Source organism: Lysinibacillus sp. NPDC097279, from assembly GCF_044761745.1.
Taxonomy (GTDB): Bacteria; Bacillota; Bacilli; order Bacillales_A; family Planococcaceae; genus Lysinibacillus.
Genome location: NZ_JBIWDA010000001.1, coordinates 881,836 through 897,039, shown reverse-complemented (window position 1 = coordinate 897,039; position 15,204 = coordinate 881,836). Strand labels below are relative to the sequence as shown.

Annotated in this window: 19 protein-coding genes and 1 riboswitch; of the genes, 7 read left to right on the top strand and 12 right to left on the bottom strand. The window is 35.4% G+C overall.

The genetic code is table 11. The features are described 5' to 3' along the window. Positions 1–34: 34 nt before the first annotated feature. From ACIQ1H_RS04345 to ACIQ1H_RS04320, 6 genes are all read right to left on the bottom strand, one after another. Positions 35–1,012, bottom strand: coding sequence for a helix-turn-helix transcriptional regulator (locus ACIQ1H_RS04345; RefSeq protein ID WP_402886782.1), 978 nt, complete (start codon positions 1,010–1,012; stop codon positions 35–37). A 224-nt stretch (positions 1,013–1,236) separates the two neighbouring features. Continuing rightward, positions 1,237–1,554, bottom strand: a complete 318-nt coding sequence (locus ACIQ1H_RS04340) for a YbjQ family protein (protein ID WP_402886780.1) — start codon at positions 1,552–1,554, stop codon at positions 1,237–1,239. Positions 1,555–1,566: 12 nt separating this feature from the next. Then, complete coding sequence (locus tag ACIQ1H_RS04335) at positions 1,567–2,046, bottom strand: nucleoside 2-deoxyribosyltransferase (RefSeq protein WP_402886778.1); 480 nt, start codon at positions 2,044–2,046, stop codon at positions 1,567–1,569. A 10-nt stretch (positions 2,047–2,056) separates the two neighbouring features. Continuing rightward, a complete protein-coding gene (locus ACIQ1H_RS04330) occupies positions 2,057–2,491 on the bottom strand; it encodes a GNAT family N-acetyltransferase (protein WP_402886776.1) in 435 nt (144 codons plus the stop codon). Between the two features lie 72 nt (positions 2,492–2,563). Next, entirely contained in the window at positions 2,564–3,112 is a 549-nt protein-coding gene (locus ACIQ1H_RS04325; RefSeq protein WP_402886774.1) for a hypothetical protein, read from the bottom strand. 720 nt (positions 3,113–3,832) lie between these two features. Beyond that, positions 3,833–4,813, bottom strand: coding sequence for an ABC transporter substrate-binding protein (locus ACIQ1H_RS04320; protein ID WP_402886772.1), 981 nt, complete (start codon positions 4,811–4,813; stop codon positions 3,833–3,835). Positions 4,814–4,926: 113 nt separating this feature from the next. Here ACIQ1H_RS04320 and ACIQ1H_RS04315 point away from each other — a divergent pair, with 113 nt between their 5' ends. The 6 genes from ACIQ1H_RS04315 (at position 4,927) to ACIQ1H_RS04290 (ending at position 8,955) form a co-directional block, all read left to right on the top strand. After that, positions 4,927–5,958, top strand: coding sequence for a FecCD family ABC transporter permease (locus ACIQ1H_RS04315; RefSeq protein WP_402886770.1), 1,032 nt, complete (start codon positions 4,927–4,929; stop codon positions 5,956–5,958). Then, positions 5,958–6,254: an iron chelate uptake ABC transporter family permease subunit gene (locus tag ACIQ1H_RS04310; protein ID WP_402886769.1), complete on the top strand. Its 297-nt coding sequence runs from the start codon at positions 5,958–5,960 to the stop codon at positions 6,252–6,254. The genes ACIQ1H_RS04315 and ACIQ1H_RS04310 overlap by 1 nt, the downstream gene beginning before the upstream one ends. After that, positions 6,187–6,981 carry a FecCD family ABC transporter permease gene (locus ACIQ1H_RS04305; RefSeq protein WP_402886767.1) on the top strand — a complete coding sequence of 265 codons (795 nt, stop codon included), beginning with the start codon at positions 6,187–6,189 and terminating at the stop codon, positions 6,979–6,981. The genes ACIQ1H_RS04310 and ACIQ1H_RS04305 overlap by 68 nt, the downstream gene beginning before the upstream one ends. Positions 6,982–7,208: 227 nt before the next feature. Beyond that, positions 7,209–7,835 (top strand): cupin domain-containing protein, encoded by a 627-nt coding sequence (locus ACIQ1H_RS04300; protein ID WP_402886765.1) that lies wholly within the window; start codon positions 7,209–7,211, stop codon positions 7,833–7,835. Positions 7,836–7,989: 154 nt separating this feature from the next. Then, a complete protein-coding gene (locus ACIQ1H_RS04295; RefSeq protein ID WP_172771880.1) occupies positions 7,990–8,280 on the top strand; it encodes a hypothetical protein in 291 nt (96 codons plus the stop codon). Positions 8,281–8,469: 189 nt separating this feature from the next. Next, positions 8,470–8,955 carry a DUF3231 family protein gene (locus ACIQ1H_RS04290; RefSeq protein ID WP_228134078.1) on the top strand — a complete coding sequence of 162 codons (486 nt, stop codon included), beginning with the start codon at positions 8,470–8,472 and terminating at the stop codon, positions 8,953–8,955. A gap of 67 nt (positions 8,956–9,022) precedes the next feature. Here the strand turns inward: ACIQ1H_RS04290 and ACIQ1H_RS04285 are convergent, their stop codons facing one another. Both ACIQ1H_RS04285 and ACIQ1H_RS04280 read right to left on the bottom strand, forming a co-directional pair. Then, on the bottom strand, positions 9,023–9,307 hold the full coding sequence (locus tag ACIQ1H_RS04285; RefSeq protein ID WP_172771881.1) for a hypothetical protein: 285 nt from the start codon (positions 9,305–9,307) through the stop codon (positions 9,023–9,025). An 83-nt stretch (positions 9,308–9,390) separates the two neighbouring features. Further along, positions 9,391–10,578: an MFS transporter gene (locus ACIQ1H_RS04280; protein WP_402886763.1), complete on the bottom strand. Its 1,188-nt coding sequence runs from the start codon at positions 10,576–10,578 to the stop codon at positions 9,391–9,393. Positions 10,579–10,640: 62 nt separating this feature from the next. After that, a riboswitch (purine riboswitch) is annotated at positions 10,641–10,740 on the bottom strand. Positions 10,741–10,922: 182 nt separating this feature from the next. Here ACIQ1H_RS04280 and ACIQ1H_RS04275 point away from each other — a divergent pair. Beyond that, positions 10,923–11,123, top strand: coding sequence for a hypothetical protein (locus tag ACIQ1H_RS04275; RefSeq protein ID WP_402886761.1), 201 nt, complete (start codon positions 10,923–10,925; stop codon positions 11,121–11,123). A gap of 58 nt (positions 11,124–11,181) precedes the next feature. On the opposite strand, the gene lepB is transcribed toward ACIQ1H_RS04275, so the two are convergent. From lepB to ACIQ1H_RS04255, 4 genes are all read right to left on the bottom strand, one after another. Further along, positions 11,182–11,739 (bottom strand): signal peptidase I, encoded by a 558-nt coding sequence (gene lepB, locus ACIQ1H_RS04270; protein ID WP_172771972.1) that lies wholly within the window; start codon positions 11,737–11,739, stop codon positions 11,182–11,184. 154 nt (positions 11,740–11,893) lie between these two features. After that, positions 11,894–11,989, bottom strand: a complete 96-nt coding sequence (locus ACIQ1H_RS04265; protein WP_172771884.1) for a transcriptional regulator — start codon at positions 11,987–11,989, stop codon at positions 11,894–11,896. A gap of 344 nt (positions 11,990–12,333) precedes the next feature. Then, positions 12,334–13,266 carry an LCP family glycopolymer transferase gene (locus ACIQ1H_RS04260; RefSeq protein WP_402886759.1) on the bottom strand — a complete coding sequence of 311 codons (933 nt, stop codon included), beginning with the start codon at positions 13,264–13,266 and terminating at the stop codon, positions 12,334–12,336. 146 nt (positions 13,267–13,412) lie between these two features. Continuing rightward, on the bottom strand, positions 13,413–15,098 hold the full coding sequence (locus tag ACIQ1H_RS04255) for a methyl-accepting chemotaxis protein (RefSeq protein WP_402886757.1): 1,686 nt from the start codon (positions 15,096–15,098) through the stop codon (positions 13,413–13,415). Between the last annotated feature and the right edge of the window lie 106 nt (positions 15,099–15,204).

Below are 15,204 nucleotides of genomic sequence, written 5' to 3'. Positions count from 1 at the left end.
GCAAGGGAATAATTTTTTAATCATGTTTTCCTACTTACATGTAAAGATAATTTTGTTGCATAGAATGGATTGTTTCAATCATTTCCTCTCTTAGCTCAAGTGGCTCTAGTACTTCAATATTCGCGCCTTGACTAAGCAGCCACATTTTAATTCCACGCCCAAAAACTTCCGCTTCAAATAAGCATTCTCCAGCTTTGTTTGACACTATTTTAGCTGTTGGCAAACGATCTAAAACCGCCTGTGGTGAGCGCCCTATAAACAGAAATTTAATATGTATCAGCTCTCCAGCATCCATAAATTGAATTCGTTTGCGAAATTCACCTTCCTGAAAGCGTTCCGAATAAGGAATTTGAAATTTCTTATCTAACTCCAGAAAATGTTGGATACGGTCGATGCGATAGACAATCGGCAAATCCTTCTCATGTTTGCTATCATAAGCAATTAAATAAAAATAGTATTCTGAGAAAATAACACCGAGAGGTTTTAATATTTTTTGTGAAGCAATTGATTCACCTTCATGTAAATAATCAATTTTAATTATTTTTTTCTTCTGAATTGCTTCAGAAATTACCCAAATTAAATGTAAAAGGGATTTTTTATGATTTAAGTCAACGTATAAATGCTTTTCATTTAAAATGATGTTATGAATAAATTCTTGTTTATCCGCCGCAACAATTGATATTAGCTTATCGATAATGTCGCTCATTTCCGATTTCAAAAGAGCTCGTGATTCGATAAGTATTTTAACAATTGCCAGTACTTGTTCTTTCGATAAAACATTTTCGCCTGTTTTGGTCAGCTTATAAAGTTTTTCTGTTCGCACATATTCTAAATGACAATCTAATTTAGCTTTTTCAATATACGCTCTAATTTGATCTAAATCCCGTTGAATGGTTTTTTCACCAACTTGATGTGTAAATGCTTCTTGCTTTTTGCTTATCCCTTGGCCATCCATCAATCTGTCAAACATCGAAATGACACGATAGCCTTTATTTTGTTGTGAATCCACCATATATCCCACTCTTTCTACATAGTTACCCTCTTATTATACAAAACGAGATGGACATTATTAGTCCTTTTAACTACAAATTTTCTATATATCTGGGATAATTAGTTCCAAAATAATTTCACTCTAACATATACTTTACAGACGGACATACCAGTTATCTGTTATTATTATCAATATTTAAAACTAAAAGGACTTCAATCCACTTAGACTGAAGTCCTCTGTTAAAATTATATTTTCAATTTTACTGCAGTACCATAGGCTAACACCTCGGAAGTGCCATCCATTACGGATGATGTCGAAAATCTAATGGCTACTATCGCATCTGCACCTAGTCGTTTAGCTTCTTCTTCCATAGCATGCGTAGCAATTTCTCTTGAGCGAACGAGCATTTCCGCATATTCTTTCATTTCGCCACCAACAATATTACGGAGCCCCGCCATCATATCGCGACCAATATTTCTTGATTGAACAGAGTTACCCTTGACTAAACCTAATGTTGCTTCAATCACTTTTCCAGCAACAACATCTGTTGTTGATAAAAGCATACGCAATCCTCCTTATTGTTGGAATTCCTGAACCGCTAATACGGCATCGTTAATAGAGGTAGTAATCACACCGTTACGTTTAATTAAACCGATGACAAATAAATTACGGTAGACAAATTGATTTTCAATCCCATCACGAATAAGTGCTTCTATTTTCATCATATTTTCTCGCCCTTGTTGACGCACGTCTGTAAACACTCCTACGATTGGACGGTTGAGCATAGCAAACGCTCCTATTTCAGCAGCAACACCAGAGTCAATTTCAACACCATCTAATACAGCAACTAATACATCGCTCTTTTGTAACATAGCTAAATCAGCTTCTGCAATTGCTAAACTATCCGCATACGCTGTCTTATCGTTAATCGCATCATTCTCCTGCGGTACATATAATTCAATCTCTGGTATCGCTTGTCGAATTGCCGACGCTAATCGTTCATTGACTAAACGATCCCCTAAAGAAAATAATCCATTTGCTAAATATGCCTTCATAATAAACCCCTTAATTCAATAATTTTTCAAACACTATTTTATGACGTCCTTTATCATCTATAAAGGTGGAAATAATGTCAAAACCATGTTTTATATTTGTGATGAGCATTGCTTTCCGCTCGTTTCTACCGTATGTACGTACTTTCTTAAAGCCAAGCGCTTGCACTTTTTCATGTTGGTGTCTCATCAACTGACTTGCAATCCCTTGACCTCGCATCTTTTCATCGACACCCCCTAACCAGCTATAAAAAACGCCATCAGGGTGTGGATAACCTAGTTTAAACCCTACCAATTCATCTTTTTCCACTGCTAATATACATAGAAGTTCTTTCTTGTCTTCAAGTTTTTCAAGCTTAAGGCGCGCACCATCAAATACATGTGCATGAATTGCTTGTAACTGATGTAGCCAAACATATGGTACACCCTCAACCACAACTAGTTGCACTCTTATCACCTCATCTCGTATACTAATCAATTATTATATCAGAAAAACGTCAAGCACGTACGATTAGAAAGCTTAACCATACAACATGGCAGGTTGACGTACATCTTGTAAATAATCAGACAGCTTCCCTGCAAAGATTTGTTCTAAATAAGGCAACTGTGCAATACAGTCGGGTGTCATCAATGCTGGATTTTGATAAATTTTTAGACCACCTATTTTTAACAGTGTCGCCACAAACTGTGAACAAAAATAAGCACGTTCTCTGCGCACTTCTTTTTGCATCATCACCCCAAATAACCCGATAAAATTATATTTATAACGATCACGATTGCAATACATATAACGGACAATTCTCATCATTTCTAAATACTGATATGACGAAACACGACAGCGATAAATAACACAATCCGCATATTCAAACAGTCCAGATTCTGCATTTTCACGTAAAAATCCACCACTCAAAGGGTTATTTAGCTGTCTTCGACCAAAACTATACATATCAAAGAGTTCCTCATCAAAGGCAATTGATGCATGATTCATCTCTTTGCCAGTGTACATTCCTATTGCCTTCGATAATAAAGTACCTGTTTTAGTTAATACTATGTAAATGGTATATGCCATATCCTCACCTACTTCAATAATGTTCTATTAATACCAATACGTTTTAATTGTTCAAATGGTTTCGTAATTTCCTTTTTTTTATATTATAGAAAATAAATCTTAATTTTTACCTTAGCTGAAACTTAAGAATTTCTTAATTTTTATAATTATTTATCGGTTAATAGAAACTACTAAATACGATTCTATCAATGTTTGTAAGCTCGTAGTTTTCCGCTACCTTTATTTATATGTCTATACTTGTATTCTTATGTGGGATACAACCGTCGTTCAAAAAATTTTTATTTGAGGACTGAACGTAAAATGTTATTCACGCGCTTGTGTTCTTATTTCGCGGGATTCGTTTCTCCTTTCGCGGGATTTTCTCCTCACTTCGCGGAATACTCCCCTCATTTCGCGGAATTCCTCTCTCACTTCGCGGGATTCTCATCTCATTTCGCGGAATTCCTCTCTCACTTCGCGGGATTCTCATCTCACTTCGCGGAATTCTCCCCTGTCGCGGAATTCCTCTCTCACTTCGCGGGATTCTCATCTCACTTCGCGGAATTCCTCTCTCACTTCGCGGGATTCTCATCTCATTTCGCGGGATTCCTCCCTCACTTCGCGGAATACTCCCCTCACTTCGCGGGATTCTTTCTCTTCGCGGGATTCCTCCCTCATTTCGCGGGATTCCTCTCTCACTTCGCGGAAATCAACTCCCATGCCGCGGAATTCTACTAGATTTTATTTTGTTAAAGCATTGACGATATCATCAACGATTTTCGTATTGGCAATTGCACCAGTGTATAACCAACTTGAGTCTTTTGGCAGAGTATGTACATTACCTGCTTGGACGGCTGGAATCGTTCTCCATAATTTTTCACTTAATGCTTTGGTACTTGCATCGTCTCCACTGTCTATAATAAACAGATAATCCGCATCTAATGTAACAAGCTTTTCAAGTGATATTTCGTTCCAATTGGCTGTTGCGTTTGCTGAGATTTCTTGTACAACAGATGGCACAGCTAACCCAAGATCATTGTACATCACATCTCCACTCGAAAGATTTTGTGAAACGATGAAAAACTCCCCGCCAACAACCCAGATGGCTGCGACTGAAATGTTACCAAGCTTTTTCTGAATTTGTTGTTTTGCTTCTCTCACCTTGGCATTATAGTCATCTAACACTTGTTGTGCTTTCTCTTTTTTTTCAAACACTTCACCAACACGTAGAAGTTCATCACGCCAGTCATTGTTTACTTCTGCGCCAATCACATAAGTTGGTGCAATTTTGTTATATTGAGCATATTTATCTCCTTCCACCATAGCGGCAGAGTCCATAATAATCAAATCTGGTGTAAAGCTTTGCACTGCTTCAAATGGTAAATCAAATGGTATTGTTGGAACATCTTTCAATGTATCTTGTAAGTAATCTTGAACGCTTGTACCATCTCGAACACTCCATTGCGCAACTGGCGTTATTCCAAGTGCGACAAGGTGATCTTCCAAGTAAGAAGCAATTACCCGCTTAGGGTGAGCGGGAACTTCTACTTTATTGCCTATCGCATCTATTAATGTTCGAATTTCAATTACCTTGTCTATCTTGTGCTCCGATTTTGTATTATCTTGTGAAGCAGTATTTGTCTCGATATTTCCGCATCCCATTAGCATAAAAGCTATGACGCTAGCACATGTTAATCCCCATTTCTTCGTTTTTAAAATCACGTTAATGCCTCCTAACTATGATTATGTTATAATTTAAATGATATTGAAAATCATTCTCATTTAAAAAATAAAATAAAAAATTTATTATGTCAACGCTAGGAGCTTTTACATGGATGAAGAGAAAATCATTATCTTTTGTTAGACATCATTACCGTATAACTTATAATATTCTCACTCTATTTCTGTTCATTTGTTTAAGTTGTTTGGCAATTTTCATTTCGATTCGATTTGGCGCAAATGAACTAACTTATAAAACAATATGGAATAGCCTTATACATTACGATGAAACTAATAATGAACATGTTATTTTACATGAGTTGCGTATTCCACGTGCAATTGCAGGACTTCTCGTTGGTAGTGCCCTCGCTGTTTCAGGAGCGATTATGCAAGGTGTTACGCGTAATGCTCTTGCCTCCCCTTCCATATTAGGGGTTACTTCAGGTGCAGGTTTTATGTTATCCATTGCATACACGCTGTTTCATACACCTAGTTTCCCGATGCTGATACTTTTTTCATTTATTGGTGCAGGTGCTGGAGCAGCACTAGTATTTACATTAATTGCTTTTGCAAAAGGTGGCATTACACCTGTAAAACTAGCATTAGCTGGCGCTGGAATCTCTGCTTTTCTAAGCGCACTATCTACAGCAATTGGTCTAAAGTACGATATTGCTAAAGATTTAAGCTATTGGTATGCTGGTAGTCTTTCTTCTATTCAGCCAATACATATAAAGGTCGCCTTTCCTTTTGTCATTTTCGGCTTACTGCTGGCAATCATATTAGCAAAATCAATTTCTATTATGAGTTTAGGTGAAGAAATAGCAACAGGGCTTGGTCAACGGACAACAGTTATACGTGTGCTTTGTACAGTTACTGTGCTTTTATTAACAGGTGCAGCCGTTTCCATTGCAGGTATTATCGGTTTTGTTGGTTTAGTTGTGCCACATATCGTACGTGCAATCGTTGGAGTTGATTATCGTTGGATATTACCTATTACAGCTATTATAGGTGGCTGTTTATTGTTATTTGCGGATATTGTAGCTCGCATCATCATGAGTCCTTTTGAATCTCCAGTAGGTGCTGTTACTGCCATTATCGGTGTGCCCTTTTTTTTATACTTAGCTCGTAAAGATGGAAGAGGTTTATAATGCATAATTTATTACCTAAACATACACATCGTTTTTCTATTTATATCGTGATATGTTTGCTACTGATATTTGTAGTGGCATTCATTAGTGTGAATACAGGGTATATGAATATTTCGATTTTAAGTTTTCTTCAAACTTTGCTAGGGAATGGCTCCCCTGATAATACTTTAACAATTTTCAACTTCCGCTTTCCCCGTATTTGCATGGCCATCCTTGTTGGGTTTGGCTGTGTCAGGTGTCATCCTACAAAGTATTTCAAAAAACTCGCTAGCAGATCCAGGTATACTAGGCATTAACGCAGGTGCAGGGTTTGCTATTGTATTGTATACATTCTTTATTCAAGGATTGTTATTTTCTAGCTCATGGATGTCTGTCTTTTTTATGCCCATAATTGCCTTGTTTGGTGCACTCTTTGCAGCATCCATCATTTATTTATTTGCTTATAAAAGAGGACAAGTGTCTCCGTCACGCATGCTCTTAGTTGGAGTTGGCATTAATGCTGCGTTTAGTGCAGGAATCACCATTTTCCAACTTCGCATGGAACCTATCGATTTTTCTCGAACACTCGTCTGGCTTTCGGGATCTATTTGGGGCACTACTTGGACATTTGTGCTCGCGTTACTTCCCTGGATTGTGGTGTTAATACCCTTCTCTTATTATAAAGCTCGCGTACTAGATATTTTAGCTTTGAATGAAATGACCGCTATTGGATTAGGTATTAACGTAACAAAAGAACGTAAAAGACTTCTAGTATTGGCTGTGCTTTTAGCAGGCGCCTGTGTTGCAGTTGGGGGAGGACTTACATTTTTAGGGTTAATTGCACCTCATATTGCAAAAAAATTAGTAGGCAGCTTACATTATCGGGTAATTCCATTTAGTGCATTAATTGGTGCTTTACTTTTGTTATTGTCTGATACTATTAGTCGAATCATTATCGCTCCTGCTGAATTACCCGTTGGTATCGTTTTAGCCATATTAGGTACACCTTACTTTATCTATTTGCTATTACAAACAAGAGGCTAGTTTCATCGTACTCCCTACCACTATCGTAGAACTATTCGTTTCGTTACAAAACGGAGGATGGATTAACCTCCGCTAACAACTAATATAAAAACCTCTCACAAATAAAAGTGAGAGGTTTTAGTTTATTTAACTAACACTAATAGGCATTGGTTTAATGCACAAACGACCTTAGTCATAAACTGTGATATTGAAGAACATACAACTACAACAAGAAAGGATGTACTGATTTGCCTAATGAGTACACATCTCCACCCACACAATTTACGTTTGATGTAAATACAAGTCCACTTTTTAAAAAGGATAGTCAGAACTACATAAACATTCTTGGTATTGCTCAATTGAATAGTCTAGAAAATGTCTCTCTACTTGATATTTTTTTAAGCACCAATAACGTGGTAGAGCCTCATTATCATCAAAATGCAGCAGAGCTTGTTTATTGTATTTCTGGAGCTGCTACCGTTTCCATTTTAAATCCAGTCACTAAACAAATTCAGAACTACCCACTAAAACCAGGACAGGTAGCAAACATTCCACAGGGATGGTGGCATTACATCGTTGCGAGTGCAGATAATACACATATATTAGCGATTTTTGATGCACCTACACCAGAAGTCATTTTAGGTTCCGATATTTTAAAGTTTACGCCATCGAATATAATGGCCCATACCTATTGTTTAGATGAAAATTTATGGAAGCAAACTATCGCTCCTGTTGTCCCTTCAACCTATATCGGACCCGCAAATAATTGCAATCAACCTTCCGTTACTTCACCAAATTCAATGCAAACACATCCACATTACAACTTTAATCCATACCAATATCCATATATGTATCAAAACAGTTTCTATTATTAAAATACAGAGCTACAAAAGGAAGCACCTTTTAGTGTTTCCTTTTTTGATTTTTTTAAATTGCTGACATTGTAACGACCAAACTGTGCGTGCATAAAATTATTAGATTTGGGAAATCTAACTTTAATTCATTCTACTATCAAAAAGAGGTGTATAAATGGGCTTTCCAATTGTTCATACAAATTTTTGGGATGCTGTAATTGCCGTTCCAGTTGTCATGATTATTACACAATTATTGAAAATATTTTTTCCCATTCAGCCTAAATATGTTCCAGCAATTGCGCTAACATTAGGTTTAATCATTTCTATTTTTATTAGCCATAAACATAATTTTTTAGCAGGTGTATTTATGGGCTTTTTTTACGGTTACGCTGCCATCGGAAATTACGCTTCTTTAAAGACAACTATTAAAAGTTTTAAAAATAAGAAAAAACATGATGCTTTATAAGGTAAGCTTCCTACGCCCTGTTCTGTCATAGAAAAGGAGGATGGTGAGATTATCGAATATCAAACATACATATTTTAGTTTAGTCAAATCTATTATTGTATTATTTGTATAAATATGTATAAAAATACTTTTTTTGTCCCATCCTAATCTCACAAACATCAACTATAAAATGAGTTAGGACGTGCAACAATGAAAATGTCAAAACGAAATATAGATTCTTTACGCTTTAAGGAAGTCTTTACAATCTGGAAACAACTTGGCGTAAACAATGGTTATATTGCAACGAATCATTTCTTTTTCAAATATGCAGTTCATCGAGACTTAAAAGTCATTATTTTGGAATTTATTCAATGTTTAAAAGAGGAAAACAAACAGCTTGAGAAGCTTTTGAAAGAAAATGGTGTTCTAGCACCGCCATTATCAATTGACCAAGGGAATTTACAAATTGCTAAGATCCGTGGAAAAGCAACTATAAATGACTCTGAAATTAGTGCCATCCTTTCCATGAATATTGCGTCTTCCTTAATTTCTGTTAGTCAAGCAATGGACATGTCTATCGAGAGCAGTCTTACGACAAAATACAGTGTTTTTCATATGAAATATGCCATTCTTGGTGCCAAGTTAATTGAGCTTAGTAATAAAAAAGGATGGCTACTTTCTCCCTCCTCACCATAGAGCCCTATAGCTTTTAGTCGTCTCGCTTCAATACGAGACGACCATGAAAGGCTATTTTATTATTCATTTAGTTGTTTTCTCTATTTGTCACTAATAAATAATCAAGTGCACTCATTCTAGTAAGCTTGTGTGTAAATTTAATTGCATCTGCTTGTGAGTCAAACATAAAGTTTTCGAGTTCGTCTGTTGGTATATATTGATCAGCGATTTTTCGTTTCAGTTTTCGTACAGATAAAATGTGTGAATCCTCTTCGTATAAAATGATTGCACCAACGTTTCGATAAAGCGTATGATCAATCGTCGCGACAACTTTCACATTTGATCCTTCAAATTCCGTTAAATCTACCTGCATTTATTTACCAGCCTCCCTCTCTACTCTTACATTCTAGCTTCAACAATCAGAGTCCTTCTTTTTTTAGTAATTTGCGTTTATCATTAATGGACTTTTTGGATATGTCCATCTACTTGATTACTATTTGAAAGGGGTGCTCTTTTAATAGAAAAAATAGCACAGCCTAATGCACATAATACTAAAACTGCCCCAAAAGTTGATAAATGCATTACAGAGCCTGTAACGGTAAACACTGCTCCCCCTACTGCAGACCCTATTGAAATACCAATTTGTAGCGCGGCAGTATTTAAACTTTGTTGAATATCAGAAGTTTTAGGATCGGTTTGAATCAAATAGTTTTGTAATGGTGGCGTAAGTGACCAGCTAAGTGCTCCCCATAACACAGTTACTATTAAAAATAACGGGAATGCTACGACTGTATATGGAATCGCAAATAATACGATAGCAAACGTTGCAATGATTAGTACGATTGATTTGCCAGTACCAATCTTGTCACTTAACCAACCACCAAACGTATTACCACTTACAGATGCAAGACCGAATACTAAGTAGCAAATACTAACCCAAGAAGAGTTTAAATGAAATGCCTCTACTAAAAACGGTGTGAAGTAAGCATAAAGCATGTAATGACCAGCAAGCATAAATAATGTTGTTAAATGCGCACTTGCAATTTTTAAATTAGCTAATGACTTAATTTGTGTTTTTAACGGAACAACCTCAACAACTGGCATTTTTTCCAACAGCATATAAATAAGAATCATAGATATGCTAGAAAGTAATGCAATCCCTAAAAAAACAGCACGCCACCCAAAAGCCTCGGTAATAAAAATACCCATCGGTACACCAATTACTAGTGCTGAACTTACTCCTACAAATATAAGCCCTAATGCTTTAGCACGATGTCTTGGTTCCACTATTTTTGTTGTAATTGTCAAAGACAAAACTATAACTAGAGCTGTACTCATCGCTGTTATGATTCTTGCAATCATGACAATGACAAAGGTAGGACTAAAATAGGTCATGACATTCCCTAATGTAAATAAAAGTAATGAAATAAGGTATAGTTTTTTCCGCTCCACTTTAGCTGTTAACGATAAAAGGACAGGGGCAGAAATTGCATATACTAGAGCAAATATCGTAATTAATTGTCCAGCCGTAGCTACAGATACGTTCAAATCCTTAGCAATGTATGGCAATATACCTCCAACAATTAGCTCTACCAATCCAACTGCAAAAGTAGTAGCAGCCAGTATAAAAACTCTCCAATTCATTTAATCACCCTTCTGTTGTACTTCCATCTTATAGTGGGCAACAATAAAAAAATCCTGACTACAAAATGAAAGAAAATTTTTGTAGTCAGGATTTTATGGTTCCTGGTAGAGACCCTCAATCCATATTATTGAGGTTATACAGATCATTATTTACTTTAGCTATATTAGCATATTGATTTTTACGTTACAACATTTTTCTTCCTTGCAAATTTCCCAACTTTAATTAATTGCCCGTATATAAGCTTTGATTTTAGTAATTGTATATTTTTTTTGAAATTTTGCTTATATTTTTTGCATTTCGACCATAAATAATAATAGGACACATAACGTTATGGGGTGATTGTTTGCGTATATTTGGTTTAGTATGCTATTTTTTAATGCTATTTTATGGCGCCGAACTAGTAGTAGAAGAGCTTACATTCAAACAACCATCATCTAGATTGGACATACAGCAAAACCCTTTAAAAGAAACTGTGGAAAATTCAACAGTTTGCGTCTATTATCCAACTTATAAAATTTGTAAAGCATTGACTGAAAATAATTAAAAAATAAAGAGGCATGCTCATAAAAATAGGAGCTGCCTCTTTCAGTTTTCATCGTTATTTATTCGCGGCCAATGTGAAAATGCTTAAACGGATAAACGGTGATTTTAGCTTCACCATAAATAGCATCTTTAGCAATTAATCCGTAATGACGACTATCATAGCTTTTTAGGCGGTTATCTCCCATTACGAAATACTTACCTTCTGGTACCTTTTTCTCATTTGTTAAACCTTCAAGTGTGAAATTCTCTGTAATACGTAATTGGCTTGGATCATCCGTTTGACGATTTACATAATCCTCTTTATAGGCTTTGCCGTTTACATATAAAACATCATCTATCATTTCTACAGTATCGCCTGGAAGACCTATAACACGTTTAATATATAATTCATCCTCAGTAGGTGATTGAAAGACAATTTGGTCAAAGCGTTCAATTTTACTCGTTTTACTTACAATAATAATGTCTTTATCCTCATATGTCGGATACATTGAAGCACCTTGTACTTTTATCGGTGCAAATAAAAATTGTTTACAGCCTAAGACGACGATTGCTGTAATGACAATAATTTTAATGTAGGATAGAATTTCTTTTTTCATATTTGTTTTTTCTGCTTGCATACTCATACCCCGATACTTTTTTTTATAGTATAGCATTTTCTATTGTATATTGACGAATAATATTACAAAATGTTTCGACGGCAAAAAAAAAGACACAAGCTCAATAGCCTCTGTCTAGGAAGTTGATTTTATTTTTCATTGTAAGAATGGCTTCTTATGAAGCAGAGTGATGCTGCTCGTTAAATAAATCTACTGCTAATACAATACCTACCGGCAACGCGATAGCTAATAAAATTGTACCAATCATCATCACAATCACTCCCTTAACCATTTCTTAAATCTATTATACACTTAATTTTCTGATATTTCAAACGAAATAAAAAATTGAATTGCCCTTAGATAACTAAAAAAGTCATTCAACTAGGCATGCATCCTACCTGAATGACTTTTTTAGCGTTACATAAAGATTTTAAAACATAATAGTTGTAACTGTTTCATCATGAATTTGACTGGACTTTTATGCACTTTCCGTTTAGGTACATAGCTTTGCATGCAATTATTTAATGCTGTATACCTAAGCACCTGGGTCCTCCCATTCATTCATCTCTCTCCCTTCATCTACAAAATTCACAACTATTGTAGCCAAACAACCCTTTATTCTAAATGCGTTTTTAACTCTGTTTTTATTTGTTGTAGCTCTGTTTCATCAGGAATATAGTACCAAATATGATTAATCATTTGACCCTCTCCTGCCTCAAATGATAACTGATCAATATTATTATCCATTTTTTTATATATACTTTGTAGTTGGATTAGATCTTTCACCGTAAAATTCATGCGAACATTATCCCCGACAACATCAAGCATATCAGTTGCCTTCAACAACATTGATGGTGTAGAAGCTTTTTTCATAACTGCTTCAATTATTTGTCGTTGTCGAATTTGTCGGCCAAAATCACCACGTGGATCTTCGTATCGTATACGAGAGAAAATAAGTGCTTCATCTCCACTTAATGAAATTTCACCCTCAGGATAATGGTACGAATCATAGGTTAAATCCATATCATTTTGAATGGTTACACCACCAAGTGTGTCAATAATTTGTAGGAACCCCTCCATATTAATAAAGACATAATAATCGAGTGGGATATCTAATAGATTTTCAACCGTATCCATTGCCATTGGTACTCCTCCAAATGCATAAGCATGGTTAATCTTATCCACTGTGTCATGCCCAATAATTTCTGTACGTGTATCTCTCGGAATACTTAACATTTTCATTGTTTGCTTTTCAGGATTTACTGTAATAACTATCATTGTGTCTGAACGCCCACTATCGTCCTTACGTTCATCAACACCAAGCATCAGTACAGAAAAAGGCTCTTTTTTCGTAATTGTTTTTTGTGTTTTGTCTGGAGTATCATCAGTTTCTACGAGTGGTGTATTTATTTTATTCATCGTCTTTTGGATAGTATAATAAGCTGTACCTATAAAAATTAAAAATATTGTTAATAGGCTCCCTATTATCCATAGCCAAATTTTCTTCTTGCTCTTTTTTTCTTTAGAGCGTTTCATGTTTTTTTCCATACTTATGTCCTCTCTAGCTTTATAAAAAATTTGCCCATCTATTTGACGTTTTAGGTTGGAAAAAAGTTTATATAGTCTACTTATATGCATATTGGACGAAAAAAAGACGTACACTAGTATTTACTAAATATACATCTTTATATTCATTAATACTTAAAATTAGAAATACTGTTTGTTAATTCCAAAGCTTTAGAGTTTAAGCTTTCTGAAATATTGTTAATTTCTTGAAGAGTCGCTACTTGTTTAACAATTTGTTGTGCCATTTCCTCAGTGCCTTCAGCGTTATTACGTACATGTCCATCTAATTCTTGTATCGATGCGGCTATTTCTTCTGAAGAAGCGGTCATCTCCTGTGTAATTGCTGTTACGGTTGTAATATCCTCTGTCATTTCCTCGATAGCATCGACAATATTACTAAATGCAGATCCCGCCTGTGCAATGACTTCTACCCCTTTCTCAACAGTTTTTTGATCACTTAAAACTGCAGCTTCTACATTTTTTGTTTCCTGCAAAATATCTGATGTGAGCTGGACGATAATATGTGCCGACTCTTTTGATTGGCTAGCTAACTTACGTACTTCATCTGCTACAACAGCAAAACCTTTTCCATGCTCTCCTGCTCGCGCAGCCTCAATAGCAGCATTAAGTGCAAGTAAATTTGTTTGTTCAGTAATTGAAGTAATTACATTCGTTATATTTTGAATTTCTTCCGACTGTTTTGACAGTCTTGAAATAAGCGCTGTCGTCTCTTTAGTAGAATGATAAATCGTATTCATCTGTTGCTTTGCATGTTCAATCGTTAATTGTCCTGCATCCGCTGTTTCCTTCGTCTGTTTTGCCTTGCCAAGCACAGAATATGTAGCATTAGCAATTTGCTGTATACCTTCTGTTGTTTCGTTTATTGCATGTGAAGCTTCATTGGAAACGGTTGAAGAAATCTTTGAACTTGAAGCAATATTTTCGACAGAAGCAGCAACGATATTTGACGTCGATGCAACTTGCGTTGTACTAGCCGTCAATTCCTCTGCAACAGCAGACAAATCGTTAGCAGTTTCACCAGAGGCGCGAATTAACGATTGAATAGATTGCTTCATTTCATTAAAAGCACTTGCTAATGTTCCAATTTCATCATTAGAAGTGACTTGTAAATTTTGTATTGTCAAATCTCCTTTGGCAATTTGCTTGACTGCAGTAGCCATCCTTTTTAGTGGATTTGCTATTTTTACCGCCGTTAGCATACTGAAAAATATACAAATACCGATTGTAATTAATCCAATGACAACGGCTGTTAATGCACTTTTATGTACCTTTTGCTCTGCATCGTTAGCAACCTGTGAAAATTTCATTTTATTAAATGCTAGCATTTCATTGGCAACACTCCCCATTAAACTATTGAGTCGCCATAATTGCTGATCATATATTTCTCTAGCAGTCGATGGATCACCTGCTTCTACAGCCGTAATAATTGTTTCCGCTACTTTATCGAACGATTTTTTGCCTTCTAGCATTTTATTATTAACTTCTAGCAATTGTTCATCCTCAATGATGTCATTTAATTGACCGATGCTTGTTTGGATTTTTAGTTGCGTACTACGGAAATTTTGTAATGTATCCCCATTGCCATTTTCAATATACTGTTGAATATAGATGCTTTGTTGCTTTGTATTACTTTGTAAATCTGATGCAATATAAATTTGCTCGACTTGGGAATCAAGAATGTGATTATATTCATTTTTCATATTCGTTAAATCAAAATATCCGTTGATAGATATTCCAATAATACTGATAAATAATAATGCAAAAGCAAAATAAAGTTTTAATTTAATTGACATCTCTTTCAATAATCCCCTTTAGTGTGAAAATTCCTTATGTATTTGTGAAAAATCCCTTGTGTATCGTTTAGAATAGCAAATTTTCTGTAAACTATAAAGCTATTTT

Coding starts and splice junctions, on each gene's coding strand:
- ACIQ1H_RS04335 (WP_402886778.1), bottom strand. CDS start 2,046: ATGAAGGCATATTTAGCAAATGGATTATTTTCTTTAGGGGATCGTTTA.
- ACIQ1H_RS04260 (WP_402886759.1), bottom strand. CDS start 13,266: ATGGAAAAAAACATGAAACGCTCTAAAGAAAAAAAGAGCAAGAAGAAA.
- lepB (WP_172771972.1), bottom strand. CDS start 11,739: ATGCAAGCAGAAAAAACAAATATGAAAAAAGAAATTCTATCCTACATT.
- ACIQ1H_RS04295 (WP_172771880.1), top strand. CDS start 7,990: ATGGGCTTTCCAATTGTTCATACAAATTTTTGGGATGCTGTAATTGCC.
- ACIQ1H_RS04265 (WP_172771884.1), bottom strand. CDS start 11,989: ATGATGATTGGTACAATTTTATTAGCTATCGCGTTGCCGGTAGGTATT.
- ACIQ1H_RS04290 (WP_228134078.1), top strand. CDS start 8,470: ATGAAAATGTCAAAACGAAATATAGATTCTTTACGCTTTAAGGAAGTC.
- ACIQ1H_RS04325 (WP_402886774.1), bottom strand. CDS start 3,112: ATGGCATATACCATTTACATAGTATTAACTAAAACAGGTACTTTATTA.
- ACIQ1H_RS04340 (WP_402886780.1), bottom strand. CDS start 1,554: ATGCTTTTATCAACAACAGATGTTGTTGCTGGAAAAGTGATTGAAGCA.
- ACIQ1H_RS04255 (WP_402886757.1), bottom strand. CDS start 15,098: ATGTCAATTAAATTAAAACTTTATTTTGCTTTTGCATTATTATTTATC.
- ACIQ1H_RS04280 (WP_402886763.1), bottom strand. CDS start 10,578: ATGAATTGGAGAGTTTTTATACTGGCTGCTACTACTTTTGCAGTTGGA.
- ACIQ1H_RS04310 (WP_402886769.1), top strand. CDS start 5,958: ATGCATAATTTATTACCTAAACATACACATCGTTTTTCTATTTATATC.
- ACIQ1H_RS04285 (WP_172771881.1), bottom strand. CDS start 9,307: ATGCAGGTAGATTTAACGGAATTTGAAGGATCAAATGTGAAAGTTGTC.
- ACIQ1H_RS04315 (WP_402886770.1), top strand. CDS start 4,927: ATGAAGAGAAAATCATTATCTTTTGTTAGACATCATTACCGTATAACT.
- ACIQ1H_RS04345 (WP_402886782.1), bottom strand. CDS start 1,012: ATGGTGGATTCACAACAAAATAAAGGCTATCGTGTCATTTCGATGTTT.